The 20,034-nt window shown below is 67.5% G+C and carries 17 protein-coding genes; 13 read left to right on the plus strand and 4 right to left on the minus strand.

The genetic code is table 11. The annotated features are described in order from the left end of the window. The first annotated feature begins 34 nt into the window (after nt 1-34). The 8 genes from ruvC (at nt 35) to GS424_RS04780 (ending at nt 7,200) form a co-directional block, all read left to right on the plus strand. Complete coding sequence (gene ruvC / locus GS424_RS04745) at nt 35-613, plus strand: crossover junction endodeoxyribonuclease RuvC (protein ID WP_015760315.1); 579 nt, start codon at nt 35-37, stop codon at nt 611-613. Further along, complete coding sequence (gene ruvA / locus GS424_RS04750) at nt 610-1,203, plus strand: Holliday junction branch migration protein RuvA (protein WP_015760316.1); 594 nt, start codon at nt 610-612, stop codon at nt 1,201-1,203. Before ruvC ends, ruvA begins: the two co-directional genes overlap by 4 nt. 47 nt (nt 1,204-1,250) lie before the next feature. Continuing rightward, nucleotides 1,251-2,339, plus strand: a complete 1,089-nt coding sequence (ruvB, locus tag GS424_RS04755; protein WP_160942879.1) for a Holliday junction branch migration DNA helicase RuvB — start codon at nt 1,251-1,253, stop codon at nt 2,337-2,339. 43 nt (nt 2,340-2,382) lie between these two features. Next, nucleotides 2,383-2,883, plus strand: coding sequence for a hypothetical protein (locus tag GS424_RS04760; RefSeq protein WP_015760318.1), 501 nt, complete (start codon nt 2,383-2,385; stop codon nt 2,881-2,883). A 98-nt stretch (nt 2,884-2,981) separates the two neighbouring features. Then, nucleotides 2,982-4,478 (plus strand): helix-turn-helix transcriptional regulator, encoded by a 1,497-nt coding sequence (locus GS424_RS04765; RefSeq protein WP_244977719.1) that lies wholly within the window; start codon nt 2,982-2,984, stop codon nt 4,476-4,478. Nucleotides 4,479-4,650: 172 nt separating this feature from the next. Continuing rightward, nucleotides 4,651-6,336 carry an FAD-dependent oxidoreductase gene (locus tag GS424_RS04770; protein WP_160942877.1) on the plus strand — a complete coding sequence of 562 codons (1,686 nt, stop codon included), beginning with the start codon at nt 4,651-4,653 and terminating at the stop codon, nt 6,334-6,336. A 20-nt stretch (nt 6,337-6,356) separates the two neighbouring features. Beyond that, nucleotides 6,357-6,815, plus strand: a complete 459-nt coding sequence (locus GS424_RS04775) for a hypothetical protein (RefSeq protein ID WP_015760321.1) — start codon at nt 6,357-6,359, stop codon at nt 6,813-6,815. 181 nt (nt 6,816-6,996) lie between these two features. Continuing rightward, nucleotides 6,997-7,200, plus strand: coding sequence for a cold-shock protein (locus GS424_RS04780; RefSeq protein WP_015760322.1), 204 nt, complete (start codon nt 6,997-6,999; stop codon nt 7,198-7,200). An 87-nt stretch (nt 7,201-7,287) separates the two neighbouring features. Here the strand turns inward: GS424_RS04780 and queA are convergent, their stop codons facing one another. Both queA and GS424_RS04790 read right to left on the minus strand, forming a co-directional pair. Next, nucleotides 7,288-8,373, minus strand: a complete 1,086-nt coding sequence (gene queA / locus GS424_RS04785; RefSeq protein WP_160942876.1) for a tRNA preQ1(34) S-adenosylmethionine ribosyltransferase-isomerase QueA — start codon at nt 8,371-8,373, stop codon at nt 7,288-7,290. Nucleotides 8,374-8,501: 128 nt separating this feature from the next. After that, a complete protein-coding gene (locus GS424_RS04790; RefSeq protein WP_160942875.1) occupies nt 8,502-9,239 on the minus strand; it encodes an epoxyqueuosine reductase QueH in 738 nt (245 codons plus the stop codon). A 79-nt stretch (nt 9,240-9,318) separates the two neighbouring features. Between GS424_RS04790 and GS424_RS04795 the strand changes: the two genes are divergently transcribed. The 3 genes from GS424_RS04795 (at nt 9,319) to secD (ending at nt 14,168) form a co-directional block, all read left to right on the plus strand. Beyond that, the gene (locus tag GS424_RS04795; protein WP_160942874.1) at nt 9,319-10,128 is read left to right on the plus strand and encodes an HAD family hydrolase; all 810 of its coding nucleotides are present in this window, start codon (nt 9,319-9,321) and stop codon (nt 10,126-10,128) included. 1 nt (nt 10,129) lies between these two features. Continuing rightward, on the plus strand, nt 10,130-11,275 hold the full coding sequence (gene tgt, locus GS424_RS04800) for a tRNA guanosine(34) transglycosylase Tgt (RefSeq protein ID WP_015760326.1): 1,146 nt from the start codon (nt 10,130-10,132) through the stop codon (nt 11,273-11,275). A gap of 190 nt (nt 11,276-11,465) precedes the next feature. Then, the gene (gene secD, locus GS424_RS04805; RefSeq protein ID WP_160942873.1) at nt 11,466-14,168 is read left to right on the plus strand and encodes a protein translocase subunit SecD; all 2,703 of its coding nucleotides are present in this window, start codon (nt 11,466-11,468) and stop codon (nt 14,166-14,168) included. 35 nt (nt 14,169-14,203) lie between these two features. On the opposite strand, the gene GS424_RS04810 is transcribed toward secD, so the two are convergent. Then, on the minus strand, nt 14,204-15,634 hold the full coding sequence (locus GS424_RS04810; RefSeq protein WP_114552027.1) for a LuxR family transcriptional regulator: 1,431 nt from the start codon (nt 15,632-15,634) through the stop codon (nt 14,204-14,206). 241 nt (nt 15,635-15,875) lie between these two features. Between GS424_RS04810 and GS424_RS04815 the strand changes: the two genes are divergently transcribed. Together GS424_RS04815 and GS424_RS04820 are read left to right on the plus strand one after the other, a co-directional pair. Beyond that, nucleotides 15,876-17,645, plus strand: a complete 1,770-nt coding sequence (locus GS424_RS04815; protein WP_160942872.1) for an FAD-dependent oxidoreductase — start codon at nt 15,876-15,878, stop codon at nt 17,643-17,645. 19 nt (nt 17,646-17,664) lie between these two features. Further along, on the plus strand, nt 17,665-18,102 hold the full coding sequence (locus tag GS424_RS04820; protein ID WP_244977679.1) for a cytochrome c3 family protein: 438 nt from the start codon (nt 17,665-17,667) through the stop codon (nt 18,100-18,102). Between the two features lie 139 nt (nt 18,103-18,241). Here GS424_RS04820 and GS424_RS04825 read toward each other — a convergent pair whose 3' ends face one another. Continuing rightward, nucleotides 18,242-19,864: an FAD-binding protein gene (locus tag GS424_RS04825; protein WP_160942870.1), complete on the minus strand. Its 1,623-nt coding sequence runs from the start codon at nt 19,862-19,864 to the stop codon at nt 18,242-18,244. Between the last annotated feature and the right edge of the window lie 170 nt (nt 19,865-20,034).

Genomic DNA, 20,034 nt, shown 5'->3' on the forward strand with positions numbered 1-20,034 from the left:
CGGACGCGGCGAGCGCGACGACGAGAAGGAATCGATGGCACGCACCGAACGAACCATCCTAGGGATCGACCCCGGCCTGGCCAACACGGGCTGGGGCATCGTGGAGCAGCGCGGGCCGCGCCTCGCGTGCACGGCGTACGGCTGCGTGTCCACGGCGAAGGATCTGCCGCTGGCCCAGCGCCTGCGGAAGATACACGAGCAGATGGCCGCGGTGATCGCGCGGTTCGAGCCGGCGTGCGTGGGCATCGAGACGGTGTGGTTCGGCGTGAACGTGCAGAGCGCGTTCGCCACGGGGCAGGCGCGCGGCGCCGCGCTCGTGGCGTGCGCCGAGCGCGACCTCGAGGTGCTGGAGTTCTCGCCCAGCCAGATCAAGCTGGCGGTGGTGGGCACGGGCTCGGCCGAGAAGGACCAGGTGCAGTACATGGTGCGCCAGCTGCTTGCGCTCGAGGACATCCCGCGCCCCGACCACGCCGCCGACGCGCTGGCGGCCGCCATCTGCTATACCACCCACGAGGGCTTTGCGCGCCGCACGGGCGCGGCGTGCGCGGCCTACGACGTTCCCGATCGCGGCGTTCCCGCGTGCGATGCTTCCGCTGGAAAGGACAGGCTATGATCGCGTTTCTCAAAGGGGTGCTGGCCGCGAAGACCGCCACGACCGCCTACATCGAGGTGAACGGCATCGGCTACGCCGTGGGCATGTCCCAGGCCGGGCTGTCGAAGCTGCCCGAGGCGGGCGCCGCCGTGGAGGTGCACACGTTCCTCCAGGTGCGCGACGATGGCCTCGCGCTGTTCGGCTTCCTCACGCTGGAAGAGAAAGCGCTGTTCGAGCGGCTTATCGGCGTGGGCGGCGTGGGGCCGAAGGTGGCGCTCGCCGCGCTGTCGGCGTTCTCGCCCGCGGGCCTCGTGGCCGCCGTGCAGGCGCAGGACGTGGCCGCGGTGCAGCGCATCCCCGGCGTGGGCAAGAAGACGGCGTCGCGCATCATCCTCGAGCTGAAGGGCTCGTTCGACGAGGGCCTTGCGGGCCTGTTCGACGAGGCGGCGCCCGTGGTCGCGTCGGCGGCGAACCTCGCGGGCACGCGGGAGGCGCTGCTGTCGATGGGCTTCACGTCCGAGGAGGCTGACGTCGCGCTCAAGGGCGCTCCCGAGGGCGCGGCCGAAAGCGTGCTGCTACAATATGCGCTGAAGCGACTGGGAACGAACTAGGCGAAGCCGGGCGGCGCCGCGCGCGCCGTCGGGACGGATAGGCGGCTATGGCAGACAACGGCATTGAAATAGAAGGGCTCGTGTTCGAGGCGGGCGCGGGGGCGGGGCGCGACGATGCGCCGCCGGCCGACGCGCGCTCGCGCGCGGTGACGCCCACGCTCACCGAGGACGACCTCGCGCTCGACCGCAGCCTGCGCCCCAAGCGCCTGGGCGACTACCTGGGCCAGACGAAGATCAAGGAATCGCTCGCCATCCTCATCGAGGCGGCGCAGGCGCGCGGCGACGTGGTGGACCACATCCTGTTCTCGGGCCCTCCGGGCCTCGGCAAGACCACGCTCGCGGCCGTCGTGGCCAACGAGCTGGACGCGAACCTCAAGACGACGAGCGGCCCCGCCATCGAGCGCACGGGCGACCTCGCGGCCATCCTCACGAACCTCGAAGAGGGCGACGTGCTGTTCATCGACGAGATCCACCGCCTGAACCGCATGGTGGAGGAGGTGCTCTACCCCGCGCTCGAGGACTTCGCCCTCGACATCGTGGTGGGGAAGGGGCCGGCAGCGCGCTCCATCCGCCTCGATCTGCCGCGCTTCACGCTCGTCGGCGCCACGACGCGCACCGGCCTGCTGACGGGTCCTTTGCGCGACCGCTTCGGCATCGCGTTCCGCTTGCAGTACTACTCGCCCGAGGAGCTGGCCTCCATCGTGCGCCGCTCGGCGTCCATCCTGGACGTCGCCATCGAGGAGGACGGCGCGCTCGAGATCGCGCGCCGCAGCCGCGGCACGCCGCGCTTGGCGAACCGGCTGCTCAAGCGCGTGCGCGACTGGGCGCAAGTGCGCGGCGACGGCGTCATCGACGAGGACGTGGCCGCGCAGGCGCTCAGCTTCTTCGAGGTGGACGCGCTCGGCTTGGACGCGGTGGACAACCGCATCCTCGAGCTGCTGGCCGTGCAGTTCGGCGGCCGGCCCGTGGGCCTGACCACGCTCGCGTCGGCGCTGTCGGAGGACACCGACACGCTCGAGGACGTGTACGAGCCCTACCTCATGCAGCAGGGTCTGCTCGTGCGCACGCCGAAGGGCCGCATCTGCACCGAGCGGGCCTACGACCACCTGGGAATCAAGGTTCCGTCATCCTCGTAACCTCGCGTGCCCGGGTTCGCCCGGGCCTTTGAAAGGAGCTTGCATGCTCGAACAGGATTACCTCATGCGCATCCTGCTGCAGTTCGCGGAAGCCATCCGCCGCAGCTGGTCGCGGGCGGTGGAAGATCGTGACCCGCGCGACGCCGCCAACATGCTGGAGCGCGCCGTGGGCGACGCCACCGACATCGACGGCGCCACGCTGCTGTCGCTGTCGCCGGAGTCCATCGCGAGCGTCATGCAGGTGTCGGGCGTCGACCCGCGCGTGTCCGAGTACATCGCGCGCAGCCTGCTGCTGGCTTCGGGCTACCTGAGCGAGGCCGGCGAGCACGAGCTGTCCGCCCTGCGCGCCGAGCAGGCGCGCGCCTTGGCCGACGCCTACGACCTCGACCTGCCCGACACGCCCGAGGAGCTGGCGTTGCTGCTGGACGAGGCCGACGCCGAGCTGGCGCAGGAGGCCGATTCCACCATGGACGTGCTGGGGTACGGCACCGAGCCCATCATCCCGTCGGCCGTGATAGAAACGCCCCTCGACGCCGACCGGTAGGTTCTCCGCTCGGCGTCGCGCTGCTCGGTGTACGAGCGCGGCATGATGCGGTATCGTTGGACGGAAGTTTACCAGGGGAGGATGCTTCGTTGTCCATAGTGAAAGCTCAAACGCTGCTGCGGTCGCTGCGGTGGTACCACGTCGGCTTCGCCTTCGTGTGGGCCATCATGTTCGGCGGCCTGGCGGCGCCGCACGCCGGGTCGTCGGAAACGTACGACCTGTACAGCACGTGCCAGCAGGCGTGCGTCATCGTCGCGGTGCTCGCGGCGGTGCTCGTCGAGCGGCGGGCGCCCGTCTTCTCGCCGCGCTACGCGCTTCCCGCCGGCGCGATTCTGGCGTTGGGCGCCCTCGCGTTTCGCGTCGTTTTCTTCGCCGGGCAGCCCACGGTGGGCGGTGCGGCGCTCGCCGGCGTGCTGCTCGGGTTGGCGGCCGGTTTCTTCTACGTGTCGTGGCAGCAGTTCTTCGCGTCCGAAGGCGCGTCGCGCACGGCGATCTACATCCCCCTGTCGGCGGTTCTGTCGGTGGCGCTGAGCGTTGCGCTGCATGCGCTGCCCGAGATCGCGCAGGCGGTGTGCACGATCGCGGTGCTGCCCGTCGCCGCAGCCGCGTCGCTGAAGTTGAGCCTGCGCGAGATCATCGCTCCCGATCCGTCGCCGCGCATGACGAAGGCGCTTGCCGCGGCCACCGTGCGGGATCTATGGAAGCCGGTGTTCTGCACCTGCGCCATCGGGTTCGTGTGGCAGCTCGTGGCGGGGCTGTTCATGGTGTCGGCCGACGCGTCGTCGGCGGCGGGCATCGGCGGGCTGGCGCTGGCCGCGGCCGTGGTGCTGCTCATCGAGCTGTTCTCGGAGCGCGGGTTCGAGGTGCTGCGCGTCTACCAGGTGCTGTTTCCCCTTGTTGCCGGCGTGTTCATGCTGCCGTCGCTGCTGGGCGTGCAGTTCGCCCCGCTCGTGGTGGGCATGCTGCTGTTCGGCTTCGAGATACTGAACCTGCTGCTCATCGTCACGTGCGCGGTGTATTCGAGCGAGCGCAACGCGCCGGCGGTGCAGGTGTACGCGCTGTGCGTGGGCCCCACGCTGGCGGCCATGTTCGCCGGCGATCTGCTGGGTCGGCAGCTCAACCCCATCATCGCCTACGATTTCGCCTTGGCCGTGAACGTGCTGTTCCTGTGCGTGTACGCGCTGTCGATGGTGCTGTTCCTCGTGTCGTTCCGCCGACGCGGACGCGCCTCCGGAGCCGCGAGCGCGCAGGGTGCGGCGCCCATCGACGTGGCCGTGGTGGGCGGCAGCCAGCCGCTCGCCGTCGTGGACGCGGTTTCGGTCGCCCCCGTGCCGAACGCCCCCGCCCCCGCGGCGGCAGCTGGCGAGCCCAACGATGCCGCGCATTGGGATGCGCGCGTCGACGCGCTCGGCTTGGTCGAGCCGTTCAGCAAGCGCGAGCGCGAGGTGGTGGCGCTCGTGTTGCGCGGCAACAACGTGCCGGCCATCGCGCGCAAGCTCTACATTTCCGAGAACACCGTGCGCGACCATATGAAGAGCATCTATCGCAAGGCCGGCATCCACTCGCGCCAGGAACTCATCGACCTGTTCGAATAGCGGGTCCTGGCGACTCCCCCTAAAGTTGGGGATTTCCCCCGAACCACCTGCGGCGGGGCCGAACAACCCGAACTATGGGATGCGGGCGCGCGCATCTGACGGCTATGCTTCGCCTCGAGCTGCGGATAGAAGGTCCGCAGGAGGGTAGTCATACGAATCAGGAGGGATCGGCATGAGCATGTCAACGGGAATCTCGAGGCGAAGCCTGCTCAAGGGAGCGGCGTTGAGCGCGGCGGGCGTGGCGGCGCTGGGCGTCATGGGGTGCAGCCCGCAGGCGTCGGGCGCATCCGACGACGCGGCCGCCTCGGGCGCGGCGACCGAGGGAGCCAAGCATACCTGGGAGGTCAAGCCCGACCCCATCGCGGCCGACAAGATCAAGGAGACGGTGGACACCGACGTGCTCGTCATCGGCGGCGGCTATTCCGGCACGTGCTGCGCGCTCAGCGCGGCGGAGAACGGCGCGAAGGTGATCCTCGTCGAGAAGGACGCCATGCTGAACGGCCACGGGGTGGGCGGCACGGGCGCCATCGGCTCGCGCGAGCTCGACAAGCTCGACATCAGCTTCGACAAGTCCATCGAGATGGAACGCTGGGTTTCCACGTGCGGCAACCGGTGCCGCGAATCGCTCGTGGCGAAGTGGTTCCGCGAGTCCGAGCGCTGCATGAACTGGTTCCTCGACTTGGCCGAGAGCAACGGCGCCACGTGCATGGTCACGGTGGGATCGCGCAGCACGGTGCATCCCGAGATCGACTGCTACCATATGATCATGGGCGGCGATATCTTCGAGCAGCACACGATGGCCGATTTCGTCGAGTACCTGTTCGAATCCGAGGCGCTGAAGAACGGCGCCCAGTTCGTCTACGAGATGCCCGCCGTGCAGCTCGTGCAGGACGATTCCGGCAAGGTGACGGGCGCCGTCTGCGAGAACAAGGACGGCGAGTACGTGCAGTACAACGCCAGCAAGGGCGTGGTGCTGGCCACGGGCGATGTGAGCTACAACGACGAGTATCTGGAGGAGTTCGCGCCCATAGCGTTCAAGGTGATGACGCGCCTTTGCTCCGACCAGGGCAACGTGGGCGACGGGCACAACATGGCCGCCTGGGCTGGCGGTGCCTTCCAGGCCGCTCCGTGGCCGACCATGATGCACCCGCAGGCGGCGGCCGCGTTCCACGGCCCCTTCCTGTTCGTGAACCCCGCCGGCAAGCGCTTCATGAACGAGGCGACGTGGGTGCAGGGCAAATGCGTGGGCGTCATGGTGAACGGCGGATCCGATCACGCGTGGTCCGTCTTCGATGCCAACTGGCAGACCGACCTGCTGGACAGCTTGCAGTACGGCGGCGGTATGTTCTGGGACAGCTTCCGTGCCTACGGCACCGACTACCAGACCGCGGTGGACTCCCATGCGCAGACGGTGGAGACCGGCCTGGAAAAGACGCCGGCCTACTACAAGCGCGCCGACACCCTCGAGGAGCTTGCGGAGCAGCTCGATGTGGACAAGGACGAGTTCCTCGCGACCGTCGAGCAGTACAACAAGCGCTGCGAGGCCGGCGAAGACACCGATTTCTACAAGGAGAGCCACTTCCTGTACCCCATCAAGGAAGGCCCCTTCACGGCGTGCATGGTGGCGCCGGGCCTCTTGGGCGTGTGCGGCGGCGTGCACATCTCGGACGAGTTCGAGGTTCTCAACGACGCCGACGAGCCGATCGAGGGCCTGTACGCCATCGGCAACTGCGCGGGCGACATCTACGCTTACGACTACCCCATCAACGTGCAGGGCAACAGCCACGGTCGGTGCCTCGTCGAAGGCAAGTGCTTGGGCGAGCAGCTGGCGGGCGTGTACGACCAGGTGAAGGCCTAGGACCGCAAAGGAGCACTCGGATGAGCGACGAAGCCTACGAGCATTTGGCGGATCTGCTCGACGCGCTGCCCGCCCTGCAGGAGAAGGGCGCGATGCTTGCGCGGGCGCGTTGGGCGGACCGCGTTGCGCAGCTGGCGGACGAGCGCGAGACGTGCGCGTCGCTGCTGGAAAGCGCCGACGATCGCCTTCGCCAGGCCGAGGAGCGCCTTGCCCGCGCGGAAGGCGTCGACGAGGCGGCGCGCGACGACGCCCGGAGGGCCGTGCTGCATGCGGCGGCTCTCCGGGGGTTCCGCATCGCGCCGCGGCAGAACGCCGACCGCGCGCTGCAAGACGCCCTCGCCGCCAGCCCGTTCGACACGGTCGCCGATGCGCGGTCCGCCCGCATGGAGCCCGAGAGGCGCCAAGCGCTCGAAGCCGAGATCGCCGCGTACCAACGCGACTACGCCTGCACGCTCGCGAAGTGCGAGCAGGGGGAGTGAGTCCTCCGGCAAACCCTCATGCAACGGATTGGTAAAATAAGGACGAAAAAGAGAATCCCGAGCTTTTTTGTTGTCGCATAGCGTATAGTAAGCATGTGCCCTCGAGGTGAGGGCGAGTGTTGCGGCCGTGCAGCACACAGTGTTACCTCCTCGGGGACGAGGAGAGGAAAGAGGATTTAAAATGGCGGAAGGTACTGTTAAGTGGTTTAACCCGGAAAAAGGCTATGGCTTCATCTCCCAGAAGGATGGCGAAGACCTCTTCGTGCATTTCTCTGAGATCAAGATGGACGGCTTCAAGACGCTCGACGAAGGCTCTGCGGTGCAGTTCGACGTCACGACCGGCCAGAACGGCAAGCTTCAGGCAAGCAATGTGACGAAGGCATAAGCAGACTTACTTATAGAATGCTGAAATGGCCCCGCAAAAGCGGGGTCATTTTTTTGCGTCGCAGAAGGTTTCTAGAACCGCGCCGCGCTAGCGGATGAACATGGCGTCGCCGAAGGACAGCATGCGGTAGCGCTCCTCGATGGCGTGGCGGTAGGCGGCCATGATGTGCTCGCGCGTGGAGAACGCGGACACGAGCATCATGAGCGTGGAGCGCGGCACGTGGAAGTTCGTGATGAGGGCGTCCACCACGTGGAACTGCGAGCCGGGCAGCAGGTAGAGCGAGGTCGTCTCGCGATCGCGCGGCGTGACGGCGCCCGCCTCGGCGTCCCAGGCGCTCTCGAGGCTGCGCACGCTCGTCGTGCCCACGGCGATCACGCGCCCGCCGCGCTCGCGCGTCTCGGCGATGGCGTCTGCCGTGCGCTCGGGCACCGTGTAGTACTCGGTGTGGATGACGTGCTGCTCGGGGTCGTCCTCGTCCACGATGCGGAACGTGTCGAGGCCCACTTCGAGTTCCACGGTCTCCCAGCGCACGCCCTGCTCGCGCAGGCGCTCGATAAGCGCGGGGGTGAAGTGCAGGCCCGCGGTGGGCGCGGCGGCCGAGCTCTCGCGGCGGGAGTACACCGTCTGGTACAGCTCCTCGTCGCCCGCGTAGTTCTTGATGTAGGGCGGCAGCGGCGTGTGGCCCACGGCGTGCAGCGCCTCGTCGAGGGAGGGCAGCGGCGTGGTCAGGCGCGCGAGGCGCTCGCCCTTCTGCGCGTTCTCGGCCCAGTCGACGATCTCGGCGGACAGGGCAACCTCGCCTCGTGCGTCGACGAAGTCCACCACGGCGCCGGTGCCCGGCTTGAGGCGCTTGCCGGGGCGCACGAGCACCTCCCACAGCGCGCTCTGGTTCGTGCGCGGCTCGCGGTCGCGCACCTCGCGCAGCAAGAACACCTCGGCCGAGCCGCCCGTGCCGCGCTTCGCGCCGAGGAGCCGCGCCGGCATGACGCGCGTCTCGTTGGCGATGAGCAGGTCGTTCGGGCGCAGGTAGTCGGCGATGTCGCGGAAGATGCGGTCCTCGATGGCTCCGGTGGCTCGATCCATCACGAGCAGGCGGCAGCCGTCCCGCTCGGCGGCGGGCTCCTGCGCGATGAGCTCGGGGGGCAGATCGTAATCGAAATCAGAGGTCTTCATGCGTGCGTCCTTCGTGCGTCGTGAGGTCGGCGGTGCGAACTGCCTATTATAGGCCTTGTTGCCCGCCGATGGGCGCTTATCCGTCCCACTCCATCTTGCGTCGCATCTCGCCGGCATGCCGGGTGCGCCTACCCCTCGTCGCGTTCCTGATCGCGCAGGGCTTTCAGCACCGCGCGCTTGCGGGCCTGCTTGGCGTCGTAGGCCGCGCGCTCGGCCTTGCGCGCGGATCGCTCGGCCTCGGCTGCCGCGCGCTCGGCGGCGTGGGCCGCCGCCTCCGCCTCGCGGGCGGCCGCCCGCTGCGCCTTGCGCTCGGCGCGCTCGGCGGCGGCCTCGGCGTCCGAGAAGCGGCAGCCGCAGTAGTTCTGGCGGTACATTCCCAGCTCGCGGCTGCGGTGCGTGGCCTCGTCGTAGAAGGGGCGGTAGTCCTCGAACAGCGGCTGCACGCCCGCGGCGGAGGCGGCGCGCTCCAGCTCTTCCCGGATGACGTCGGTATATTGGTAGGGGCTCACCGACAGCGTGGTGCCCAGCGCGTCGAACCCCTGCTCGGCGGCGAGCGCCGCAGCCTCCTCGAAGCGCAGGCGGTAGCACGCGCGGCAGCGCGCCTCGCGACGCGCGGGGTCGTGCGCCGCCTCGCCGACGCGACCCGCGCACGCCTCCCAGGCGGCCGGGTCCCAGGCGCCCTCCACCACGGGCACCTGCTCGCCCGCGGCCCAGGCGCGCAGCGTGGCCAGGCGGTGCGCGTACTCGTCGGCAGGCGCGATGTTCGAGTTCATATAGGCGATGGTCAGGTCGTGCCCGGCCGCGCGCAGCAGGCGCACGGGTTCGAGCGAGCACGGTCCGCAGCAGGCATGAAGCAGTAATTTCATCGGGTTTCCACGCTCCTTCGCAACGTGACGTATACTACCATGCTTGCAAGCGTATTCATCGAATCAAAGGATCGACGCCATGGCATCTCGCACCTATCGCGCAATCTTCTTCGACCTGGACGGCACGCTGCTGCCCATGGAGCTCGACGAGTTCCTGGGCGCTTACTTCGAGGCCATCGCGAAGTTCGTCGCCACCCGCGGGCTGGACGCGGCGTCGTTCTCCGCCGGGCTCAAGGCGGGCATCGGCGCCATGGCCGCCCACGACGACGAGCGCACGAACTTCGACGCGTTCTGGGAGGCGTTCTTCAGCTACGCCGATCGCGACGCGGCGGCGTGGAACGAGCTGCTCGCCGGCTTCTACGAGCACGACTTCGGCGCGATCGGCGCCGGCGTCGTCTCCAACCCGGCCGCCGCGCGCGCCATCGAGACGCTGGCGGCGAAGGGCTACCCGCTCGTGCTGGCCACCATGCCCATGTTCCCGCGCCGCGCCGTGGAATGGCGCCTGTCGTGGGCGGGCGTCGACGCCGCGCGCTTCGGGCGCATCACGTCGTTCGAGAACTCCACGTCGGTGAAGCCGAAGCTGGCCTACTACGCCGAGAACGTGGCGGCCTGCGGTCTCGCCGGCGAAGACGTGCTCATGGTGGGCAACAACACGGTGGAGGACCTGGCCATCCAGGGGCTCGGCGCCGATGCGTTCCTCGTGACCGACCACCTGCTCGACCCGACGGAGGGCTTCGACCTGGGCGCCGTCAAGCACGGCACCATGGAGGAGTTCGCCGCCTGGGCCGAGGAGCTGCCCGCGTGCGCCGACCCCGCGCAGGCCATCGACGCGGACGTCGTCGACGCCGCGGCCCGCGCGGCCGCGCTGTCCCGCGCAAAGGAGGCCTAGCATGGCGCTGTTCGACTGCGAGCTCCAAGCGACGAGCGGCCACGCCCGCGCGCTGTCCTACGAAACGGCGCACGGGTCGTTCCAAACGCCCATGTTCATGCCGGTGGGCACGAGCGCCTCGGTGAAGGGCGTCACCGTGGGCCAGCTGAACGATCTCAACGCCCAGGTGGTGCTGGCCAACACGTACCACCTGTCGCTGCGCCCCGGCGCCGACGTGGTGGCCGAAGCCGGCGGCGTGCACCGTTTCATGAACTACGACGGCCCCATGCTCACCGATTCGGGTGGGTTCCAGGTGTTCAGCCTGGCCGACACGCTCAAGCTGGACGACGAAGGCCTCACGTTCCGCTCCATCTACGACGGCACGAAGGTGCGCTGGACGCCCGAGAGCAACATGGAGATCCAGGAGCAGCTGGGCGCCGACATCGCCATGCAGCTGGACCAATGCACGCCCTACCCGGCCGAGAAGGCCTTCGTGGCGAAAGCCGTCGATCTGTCGGCCAACTGGGCGCGCCGCTGCCTGGCGGCGCATCAGCGCCCCGACCAGACGCTGTTCGGCATCGTCCAGGGCGGCATGGAGCTGGACCTGCGGCTGGAATCCATCCGCCGCCTGCGCGAGATCGAGGACGAGAGCCTGGCGCGCGGCGGGCGCCGCTTCGGCGGCTTCGGCATCGGCGGCTACTCGGTGGGCGAGGATCACGAGGTGATGTTCGAGACGCTGGGCCCCGTCGCCCGCGCCTGCCCCGAGGACCGTCCGCGCTACCTCATGGGCGTGGGCAACCCCACGACGCTCGTGCGCGCGGTGCGCGAGGGCGTTGACATGTTCGACTGCGTGCTGCCCACCCGCACGGCGCGCATGGGCACGGCGTTCTCGTCGACGGGTCGCATGAACATGCGCAACGCGAAGTTCACGCGCGACTTCGGCCCGCTCGACCCCGCGTGTACCTGCCCGACGTGCCGGAATCACAGCCGCGCCTACATCCGCCACCTCGTGAAGCAGAACGAGATGCTGGGCGGCATCCTGCTGTCCGTCCACAACCTGCACTACCTCATCGATCTCATGCGCCGTGCCCGCGAAGCGGTGCTGGCGGGGGCGTACGAGGAGTTCTACGAAGCCTGGATGGCCAGTCCCGCGGCGAAAGACTACTAGGGAAGGCGCTCGGGCGGGCGCTTTCCCTGACCGGGGCCGTAACCTAACCGTAGGGATTAGCCCTGATCTTTTCGGCACCCTTCCTTTCGCATTCTCCTGGGTTGTGGCACAATGGGACAGTTACTGTGCAGGGAGCCTGCGGGCTCGCGCACGACGCACGCACGAGAAGCTCAACGAGGGAGAACGTCACATGGCGGCAACGCAGAAGACGAAGAAGAAACCCGCTCGGCCCACCGATCGGCGCAACATCTGGCTGCTCATCATCACGACCCTGCTGGTGCTGGGGTCCGTCTTCATGTTCACGCCGCCGCAGGAGAAGATCAACCAGGGCCTCGACATCCAAGGCGGCCTGTCGGTGGTGCTGACGGCGAAGAGCACCGACGGCCAGGCCGTGTCGAACGACGACATGGAGAAGAGCCGCGCCATCATCGAGAGCCGCGTGAACGCGCTGGGCGCCTCGGAGGCCGTGGTGCAGGTGCAGGGCACCGACCAGATCCTCGTGCAGATCCCCGGCCTCACCAACACCGAGGACGCGCTCAACACCATCGGCAAGACCGGCAAGCTCGAATTCGCGCGCCTCGACTCGTTCACCGACGAGGACGTGAAGACGAAGATCGAGAACGGTCAGGCCTCCGGCGAGGGCACCGTCTCCGACGACCTCGGCGTGGCCACGCTGCCGACGGGCGAGACGCAGCACCTCAAGGTGGAGGACGGCACGTACACGCCCATCGTCACCGGCTCGAACATCACGAAGGTCGACATCGGCAAGCGGAGCGACACCTCCACCGACTACGCCGTGAACATCTCGCTCGATTCGGCCGGCGCGGCGGCGTTCGCCGAGGCCTCGAAGGACCTCGCGCCCACGAAGGGCAAGATCGTCATCATCCTGGACAACGAGGTGCAATCGGCGCCCGCAACGCAGTCCGAGATCCCCGACGGCAACATCCAAATCACCGGCAATTACTCGCTCGACGAGGCCAAGGCGCTGCAGACCGTGCTGGAAAGCGGCTCGCTGCCCGTGAGCTTCGAGTACGCCCAGAGCCAGACCGTCGGCCCGACGCTCGGCCAGGACGCGCTGGCGTCCGGCGTGCTGGTGGCCCTCATCGGGCTGGCGGTGGTCATGCTGTACCTGCTGTTCTTCTACCGCGGCCTCGGCGCCATCACCGCCGCCGCCATGATCGTGTTCGCGGTGCTGTACCTGGGCATCCTGGCCACGCTGTCGTCGTTCGGCCTGTTCAGCCTGTCGCTCGCCGGCATCGCCGGCATCGTGCTGACCATCGGCATGGCGGCCGACTCGTCCATCCTCACGATGGAGCGCTTCCGCGAGGAGATCCGCATGGGACGCAGCGTGCGCGCCGCGTCCGTGACGGGCGTGAAGCACGCCATCGTCACGTCGGTGGACGCCGACCTTGTGACGCTCGTGTCGGCGCTGTCGCTGTTCTTCCTGGCCAGCGCCTCGGTCAAGGGCTTCGGCCTGACGCTGGCGCTGGGTATCGTGTGCGACATCGCCATGATGCTGCTGTTCAAGGCGCCGCTCATCCGCGTGCTGGCGCCGAAGGTCATCGCGCGGCACCCGGGCTTCTGGGGCATCAAGGACAGCCTGGCCGCGTCCAAGGACTACGCGGCGCTCGCCGCGGCCGAGGGCACGAGCGTGGCCGCGGCCGAGGCCGGCGAGACCATCAACCCGACCGAGTCCGAGGAGGCCGCCGAGCGCCGCGAGGGCGCTGCCGGCGAGGCGGCCGCGAAGGCGGCGCGCAAGCCGCGCGGCAAGTTCATCAAGCACGACATCAACTTCCTCGGCTACCGCCGCGTGTTCCTCGGCGTGGCCGCCGTGCTCGTGTGCGTGTCGCTGGCCATCGTGGGCGTGAAGGGCCTGAACTTCGGCATCGAGTTCGTGGGCGGCACGTCGGTGTCGTTCCACGGCACGGGCGACGTGACCACCGAGCAGATGCGCACCGCGTTCGACCAGGCCGGCGAACCCGATGCCGTCGTGCAGACGACGAACGCCGACGGCGATGAGGGCTACCTCGTGCGCACCACCACCACGAGCGCCGAAGAGGCCACGCAGCGTGCGAACCAGGTGGCCGACAGCCTGGGGCTGTCCACCGACAGCTTCGAGGTGACCACCATCGGGCCCGACTGGGGCGCCAGCGTCATCCAGTCGTCGCTCATCGCGTTCCTCGTGTCCATCGTGCTCATCATCATCTACATCGCCATCCGCTTCGAATACAAGATGGGCGTCACCGCCATCGTGGCGCTGCTGCACGACCTCGTGCTGGTCATGGGCGTGTACGCGCTCGTGGGCCGCGAGGTGAACCCGAACACCATCGCCGCGCTGCTCACCATTCTGGGCTACTCGCTGTACGATACGGTGGTCGTGTTCCACCGCATCAACGACAACATGCAGTCCGACGACATCAAGTGCACGTTCATGACGATGGCGAACCACTCCATCAACCAGGTGCTCGTGCGCACCATCAACACGACGCTCACCTCGCTCATCCCCGTGCTGGCCATGCTGCTGTTCGGCGGCGAGACGCTCAAGGACTTCGCGTTCGCCATGGTCATCGGCCTCGTGTGCGGCTCGTACTCGTCCATCGCGGTGGCGTCGCCTTTGTACGCGATGTGGAAGACGCGCGAGCCGCGCTACCAGAAGCTCGTGAAGAAGTTCGGGCCCGAGGTGGGTCGCTTCGAGTTCGGCAACCCGAACGCGATGGCGACGGCGCTCGCGGGCAAGAAGGCCGTCAAGGCCACGGCCGCCCCGACGGCCGTCCCGACGGTCGGGGCCGCGGCGGAGAAGCCGACGGTCGAGGAGCCGCACGGCGCGACCGCCGCGAAGAGCGCGCCGAAGCCCCCGAAGGGCAAGCGCAAGAAGCGCCCCGACAAGAAGTAACGCCAACGGCCCCGGACATCCGGGGCCGTTGCTTTTTATCGCTCGAACAGCTCGAACAGTTCCTCGCGGCTGTGCACCCCGAGCTTCTTGTACACGTGGCGGATGTGGGACTTCGCCGTGCCGTTGGCGATGGTCATCTCGGTCGCGATCTCGCTGGCGGTCTTCTGCCGCAACAGCAGCTCGAGCACCTCGTGCTCGCGATTGCCGAGGTTGCATCGTGCGGACACCTGCGTCAAGCGCGCCGCCTGCTCGTCGCTCAAGCCATCCTTCTCGTTCGTCCGGTCGGGGTCGAACAGGGCGATCAGTTGCTTGGGCATGAATCCGTTGCGGATGCAGAGGAACATGGCCATGAGCACCGCGAGCACCGACGACAGCACGATGACGTCGTGCACGCGTGCCGATTCGGACATCGCCCATGCCGCGACCGCCCTGCCGACGATGCATCCGCCGAAGTAGCTCAACATGAGCGTCGAGAATGCCCGGTATGCGTGCGCGTCGGTCTTCTCGGTGATGGCACACAGGAGCACCACCGCGTACGCGAGGAACAGCAGGATGCCGATGAGGGCGAGGTCGAACGTGACCACGGGATTGAGATCCAGGAACGATGCCGACAGCGTGGCGGTCACGACGATGGGCACGGCGACGTTGAGCAGCGATAGGGCTGTGAGCCGTTTGAAGGAGAGCATGAGCACGCTGACCAGCAAGAAGGGGATGAGGATGACGATGGCCGAGAACGCGAGGGAGAAGTGCTCGAGCCCGGCAAAGGACAGCGAGACCATGAAGGCGTAGCTGAACAGGAACGTGCCGACGATGATGTGTGCGGGCGTGTGCCCTTCGGAGCTCAGCGAGGACTGATCGAGGCGGGAGCCTTGCAGAAGGCGCATGCGTTTCGTCAGCGTGTAGGCGCCGATGCCCAGCAGTGCGACGAGGCTGCACGCCACCCGCGGCGTGTCCATGCCCACGATGAACCACAGCATGATCGATCCGACCAACGCGGAGAACACGACGTTCCAGATGACGGTGGCCGCGCTGTGGTGCGCGTACACCCACAGCCAGCATACGGCCACGACGGAGAGGTAGATGCCGAACACGCCGCCGCCCACCAAGGCGATCAGCAGGGGGGAGAGGTACGACAGGGCGGGGAAGAGCGCGAGCGCGAGGATGCTGGCCAGCACGCAGGCGCTTGAGATCCAGATGACGGCCGGTTGCGCGAAAGCGGGTCGATCGCGTCTCGAGAAGGTGAGCAGCACGAGCGAGGTGAGCGCGCCGAACAGGCACGTCACGTCGGAGAACGACAACGCTTCGGGCGAGGTGTGGGCGAGCGCGGGGGTGTAGTGCGTGTACGACACGAGCGCGATGGTGCACGACGTGCCGACGAACAGCCCGTCCGCTACGATTTTCTCCCGCGTGCTCACCAAGGCGCTTCGCAGCTTCGCGATGACGCTCGAACGTCGCTCGTTCCCCATACGCACTCCCCTCCAGAAGCTTTCTTCACGACGGTATCCCATCACGGATGATTCAGCTAGGGATAAAGCGCTAACCCGTACAGGGGTTAGCGGGGGTTAGCGTTCTCGGTCAGCGAAATGCCCCTCGCCCCGTAAGATTACCGATTCCTTAACCCGGGGTCGGGCGCATAGGATCGTCATCGGGCCGAGCGCTGCGAGCGATTGGCGGCCCCAGGGAGTACCAGCGAGGAAAGGGGACATCATGCACGACCATGCAAACCTGCACGAACAGGGAATATCCCGTCGAGGATTCCTGACCGGAGCGGCGATGGTGGGCGCGGGCGCAGCGCTTGGGCTTGCCGGCTGCAGCGGCTCGCCGGAGGCCGAGACCAAGGCGCCTGTCGAGGAAGCGAAGCCGGCGTCGGAACCGGCTGCGACGACGTCCGCGGCAAGCAACCAGCCCGCGTTTCTCACGCCGCCGGATCCCATCCCCGACGGCGAGATCGTCGAGACCGTCGATTGCGACATCGTCATCTGCGGCGCGGGCATCTGCGGCTTGCCTGCGGCCATGCTGGCGGCCGAGAACGGCGCGAACGTGCACGTGGTTGAGAAGGGTAGCACGTACGGCCTGTTCCGCCTGTGCACCGCCGGCTTCAACTCCGACGTGCAGACCAAGCTGGGGCTGACCACCGACCGCAAAGAGTTCATCACGTCGACCTGGGCCATCACCAACGGCGTGCAGGGCAGGATGTCGTCGTACGGCCTGTGGTTCGACAACTCGGGCCCCTACGTCAACTGGCTCGAGGGCATCTTCAACGAGAAAGGCTATCAGCTCATCCCTGCCGCATCGCTCGATTACAAGATCACGAACGACGGCGTGGACATGCCGGGCGCGAGCCCGCTGTGGCAGGCGTTCGCCCAGATGATCTTCTTCGCGCAGGAGGACGGTGGCTTCTTCGCCACGGGGGACCCCGTCGACTGGACGGGCGTGATGGAGGCCTACGCCACCGAGAAGGGCGCCGCGTTCCACTACAACGCTCCCGCCGTGCAGCTTCTACGCGACGATAGCGGGCGGTGCACGGGCGTCATCGCCAAGAACGAGTCCGACGAGTACGTGAGGTACAACGCCTCCAAGGGCGTGCTGCTGACCACAGGCGACATGGCCGCCGACCGCGAGATGATGGCGCACTACAACGTGTCGCTGAGCAAGATCGTCCGCTACAACATCAACACCAACGACACGGGCGACGGCCAGAAGATGGGCATGTGGATCGGCGCGGACATGGACGAGTTCGCCTGCGGCGACCTGTGGCCGTTCGCGGCCGTCATGATGGACGGCACGCTGCCCACCACGTTCGACGGCACGCACTTCTACGCCGGCGTCGCCAACCTGCCGGTGCTCATGGTGGACGGCGCGGGCCGTCGCCTCATGGCCGAGAACCTGCCGTTCCAGTCGCCTTCCATCCCGAAGCTCACCTGCACGCCCGACGGCTGCGCGTGGAGCATCTGGGACAGCGCCTGGAAGGAGAAGTTCCCCGAGGGCGGCTACATGGTGGAGGATTATACGGCGTCCAACACCCAGGAAGAGGTGGACAAGAACGTGGAGAACGGCATCACGTTCAAGTTCGATACCATCGAGGAGCTGTGCGAACACTGCGGTTTCGACAAGGACATCTTCATGGCCACGTTCACGCGCTACAACGAGCTGTGCGAGGCCGGCGAGGATCTCGACTTCTACAAGGATCCGCTGTGGATGAACCCCATCGACACGCCGCCGTTCTACGCATCCAAGCACTGCTCGTCGATGACCTCGACGCGCGGCGGTCTCAAGAACGACGAGCGTTGCCGCGTCCTCGACAAGGAGGGGCGGCCCATCCCCGGCCTGTACGCTGCGGGCAACACGGCCGGCTCGTTCTACGGCAACGTGTACCCGCCCAACGTCATGGGCTCCGGCATCGGCCATGGCCAGTGCTTCGCCTGGTTGGCCGTCAAGGATATCCTCGGTCTTGACTACATCCATGCGAACATCTAGGAAAGCCGAGGTGCCTGACGTGAAGAGGAAGAACCTGTCGATGGCGGTGTGCACGGTGCTGGCGACGGTCGCGTTGGCGGCGACGTTGGGGGGATGCGCGCCCTCGCAGCCTTCGGGCGATGCGGGCAACGGCGGCGCCGATGCGGCATCGTACCCGGTTGGCTCGCTCAAGGCCGTTCATGTCGCCGGACAGCTCGACGATGCGGACGAGTACCCCAACAAGCTGTGTCTGAGCTGCCACGACCGCACCACCATCAATGCGGCGAACGAGGACTTCGGCGGCATCGAGGGATTCAATCCTCACAAGGCGCACCTTGAGGCCGGCGACTGCACCTCCTGCCACTCGGTTGACGGCACGTCGACCCTCTCCTGCAACGAGTGCCACGACGCGCCGCTGCCCGAGGGCTGGCAGAGCGCCGAGCGCGGCTCCGGCCCGCTCCACAGCCTGACGAAGTAACATCTCCTCGCTGAGCGGGCGCCGCTTCCCTCCCCAGGCGCCCGATGCGAAGAACGGCCCCCGACGAACATGCCGGGGGCCGTTGCTTTCGCGCGCCGCCGGGAGGGGGAGGCGGCGCGCGAGGATGGGCGGTGCGGGGTTACTTGCCGGCGACGGCGCGTCCCACCACGTAGCCCTGCGTGTGGCAGCGGCCGAGGGAGAGGCCGGGCACCGTCATGGGGTAGTCGGGGCTGCCGAAGAAGTTGCCGGCGCAGTTGCCGATGGAGTACAGGCCCTCGATGGGCGCCCCGTCCTTGTCGAGTACCTGCATGTCGGCGTTCACGTTCACGCCGTGGATGATGGTGGACAGGCCGATGCGGCGGTGGATGCCGTAGAACGGCGGCGTGACGATGGGCTTGAGCCACTTCGCCGCCTTGCCCATGTCCTCGTCGACGCCCAACGCGCACAGCTCGTTGTAGCGCGCGACGGTCTTCGCGAAGGCGGCGACGTCGGTCAGGCCGAGCTTCTCTCCCAGCTCCTCGATCGTGTCGGCCGCGTAGGTGTTGATGAGCGTGTCGTACACGCCTTCCTTCTCGCCCTCGACCTCGGGCATGTAGTTCACCATGGCCTCGGGCGGGATGAGGGCCCCGGGCCAGTCGGTGCAGTCGGTCATGTAGTTGCTGTCGAACACCTGGGTGTACCAGCCCTGGTCTTCCTCGCTTGTGAGGAAGTTGCCCATCGTGGCCATCTCGGAGCGGTTCTCGTTGCAGAAGCGCGTGCCGTCGTTCTTCACGCACAGGAAGGGCATGTCGGCCATCGACCCTGGGCCGGCATCGAAGTCGTGGAGCACCTTCGAGCCGCACACGTCCTCCATGCGCCCGCCGGCCCACACCATCATCTTCTGCCCGTCGCCGGTCTTGTTCTGCTCCTTGCGGTAGATGTTCGCCATCTCCGCTTCGTAATAGGCCATCATCTCGTCGTCGTTCTCATAGTCGCCCGTGGCGATGATGACGCCTTTTGACGCGTTGAACTGGATGTAGCCGTCCTTGCCCTCGGCGACCACGCCCGTCACCGCGCCGCCGTCGTTCTGCACAAGCTGTGCGGCAGGGGTGGAGTAGAAGATCTCGACGCCCTGCTGCTCGGCGTAGTCGGCGATGTCGCGCATGCCGTTGCCCGTGTTGTAGGGCTTGGGGCCGAAGTCGAAGGCGAAGTACGTGATGTCGTACCCGTCGATCTGCTTGATGGGCCCCGTCCACTTCGCGGTGGAGTCCACCACCTGCGCGCCCGCCTTCTGGGCGATATCCCACAGCCACTGGAGCGCCTCGCCGGAGTTGTACGCCCAGAGGCGCACCTGCTCGCGATCGGACCGGTGGCAGCAATCCTCCGTGATGAGCGACACGACGGCCTCGACCCCGGCGGGGTCGGTCTGGTCCAGGATGATGGAATCGCAGGTGTTGCCCTGCGAGATGGCCGTGGCCTCCTTCTGCAGCAGCGCCACCTTCGCGCCCGCCTCGAAGGCGGACAGCGCTGCGGGCACGCCCGCGGCGCCGGCTCCCACGACCACGACGTCGTAGTCCTTCGTCTCCAAGATGTCGGTGATGGGCTCCGGCTTCGCGAAGAAGCTGGGCAGCCCGTCCTCGGCCGCGGCGCCCGCGTTGGCGGATGCGGCCGTGCCGGCGGCGCTTCCCTGCGGCGCGCACGCGCTCAGCATGGATGCCCCGGCGGCGCCGACGGCGGCGACGCCGCCGAATTTGAACAGGTCGCGACGTGAAATGGTGCTCATGAGTTGATTCCCTCCTCGGTCGGTGCGGTTCGTCCCCTGCGGAACGGGCCCACCATAGGGCAGCGGGCGGAATGCGCGCATCGACCGCGCGGGGATTCGCAGGCTTAAAAATCGTAACCCCCGCGCATAACCCCCTGTTTTGCTCGGACGATGCAAAACCACCCGTCGCG

The organism is Eggerthella guodeyinii, from assembly GCF_009834925.2.
Classification (GTDB): domain Bacteria; phylum Actinomycetota; class Coriobacteriia; order Coriobacteriales; family Eggerthellaceae; genus Eggerthella; species Eggerthella guodeyinii.

What these genes read in the sequence shown, in the direction of transcription:
- ruvC (WP_015760315.1), top strand. Translation starts at nt 35, where the DNA reads ATGGCACGCACCGAACGAACCATCCTAGGGATCGACCCCGGCCTGGCC.
- ruvA (WP_015760316.1), top strand. Translation starts at nt 610, where the DNA reads ATGATCGCGTTTCTCAAAGGGGTGCTGGCCGCGAAGACCGCCACGACC.
- ruvB (WP_160942879.1), top strand. Translation starts at nt 1,251, where the DNA reads ATGGCAGACAACGGCATTGAAATAGAAGGGCTCGTGTTCGAGGCGGGC.
- GS424_RS04760 (WP_015760318.1), top strand. Translation starts at nt 2,383, where the DNA reads ATGCTCGAACAGGATTACCTCATGCGCATCCTGCTGCAGTTCGCGGAA.
- GS424_RS04770 (WP_160942877.1), top strand. Translation starts at nt 4,651, where the DNA reads ATGAGCATGTCAACGGGAATCTCGAGGCGAAGCCTGCTCAAGGGAGCG.
- GS424_RS04775 (WP_015760321.1), top strand. Translation starts at nt 6,357, where the DNA reads ATGAGCGACGAAGCCTACGAGCATTTGGCGGATCTGCTCGACGCGCTG.
- GS424_RS04780 (WP_015760322.1), top strand. Translation starts at nt 6,997, where the DNA reads ATGGCGGAAGGTACTGTTAAGTGGTTTAACCCGGAAAAAGGCTATGGC.
- queA (WP_160942876.1), bottom strand. Translation starts at nt 8,373, where the DNA reads ATGAAGACCTCTGATTTCGATTACGATCTGCCCCCCGAGCTCATCGCG.
- GS424_RS04790 (WP_160942875.1), bottom strand. Translation starts at nt 9,239, where the DNA reads ATGAAATTACTGCTTCATGCCTGCTGCGGACCGTGCTCGCTCGAACCC.
- GS424_RS04795 (WP_160942874.1), top strand. Translation starts at nt 9,319, where the DNA reads ATGGCATCTCGCACCTATCGCGCAATCTTCTTCGACCTGGACGGCACG.
- tgt (WP_015760326.1), top strand. Translation starts at nt 10,130, where the DNA reads ATGGCGCTGTTCGACTGCGAGCTCCAAGCGACGAGCGGCCACGCCCGC.
- secD (WP_160942873.1), top strand. Translation starts at nt 11,466, where the DNA reads ATGGCGGCAACGCAGAAGACGAAGAAGAAACCCGCTCGGCCCACCGAT.
- GS424_RS04810 (WP_114552027.1), bottom strand. Translation starts at nt 15,634, where the DNA reads ATGGGGAACGAGCGACGTTCGAGCGTCATCGCGAAGCTGCGAAGCGCC.
- GS424_RS04815 (WP_160942872.1), top strand. Translation starts at nt 15,876, where the DNA reads ATGCACGACCATGCAAACCTGCACGAACAGGGAATATCCCGTCGAGGA.
- GS424_RS04825 (WP_160942870.1), bottom strand. Translation starts at nt 19,864, where the DNA reads ATGAGCACCATTTCACGTCGCGACCTGTTCAAATTCGGCGGCGTCGCC.